The sequence below is a fragment of the Streptomyces torulosus genome (genome assembly GCF_001419765.1).
In the GTDB taxonomy this organism is placed as follows: domain Bacteria; phylum Actinomycetota; class Actinomycetes; order Streptomycetales; family Streptomycetaceae; genus Streptomyces; species Streptomyces torulosus.
In genome coordinates this window covers 8800-9499 of sequence record NZ_LIRK01000427.1, presented here as the reverse complement: position 1 = coordinate 9499, position 700 = coordinate 8800, and the positions used below count along the sequence as shown (strand labels likewise).

The window sequence follows — 700 nt, the reverse complement described above, 5'->3', positions numbered from 1 at the left end:
GGCTCGAGCGGACGCCCGGCGCCTCCGGCCAGCACCCCGCAGCTCCGGCGGGCGCCCCGCCCCCGCCCTCGTTCGCCATTTGTCGGTGGTGTCTGGAACCCTTGGCGTATGGAGATTCTCTGGGGGCTGATGGCGCTGCTCATGATCGGCATGGTGGTGTGGCCGATCATGGCGCGCAGGCGGGCCGGTATCCAGCAAGTGCACGCGGGGCACCCGGACGCGGCCGATCCGGCGAACTACGGGTTCGTCCGGCAGGAGCTGCTGGACGTCCGGATGCCCGGCCCCGACCAGGATCTGCTGGATGTGCTGGACGTGGTGCAGCGCACCCAGGACTACCGGGCGGCGCAGCAGCTGCTGGCCGGGACCGAGGCGGACGGCGAGGTGCGCTGGCAGCGGGTGCAGGCGTTCGCGGGCGCGGCCTCGCTGGAGCTGGCGCAGCGGCCGGGCGGGGTGAGCGACTCGCCGGGCGGGCAGTGGCTGCGGGTGTGGCGGACCGAAGCCCCCAAGGACGCGGGCGGCGCCGCGGTGCACGCGGAGTTCCTGGTGCAGCAGGCGTGGCGGACGGCGACGCCGGGCACGGACGAGTTCCGGATCATCATGGAGGAGGCGAGGTCGGCGTGCGGCGACGCGGCGCTGCTCGCCCCGGGCGACCCGATCCCGTACATCATCGAGCTGTCGGTCGCGCGTGGACTCGGCTACT

The 700-nt window shown here is 73.9% G+C and carries 1 pseudogene; it reads left to right on the top strand.

Annotated features, from left to right (window positions below):
* Positions 1-108: 108 nt before the first annotated feature.
* A pseudogene (locus tag AOK23_RS50385) lies at positions 109-700 on the top strand (hypothetical protein); the annotation flags it as partial.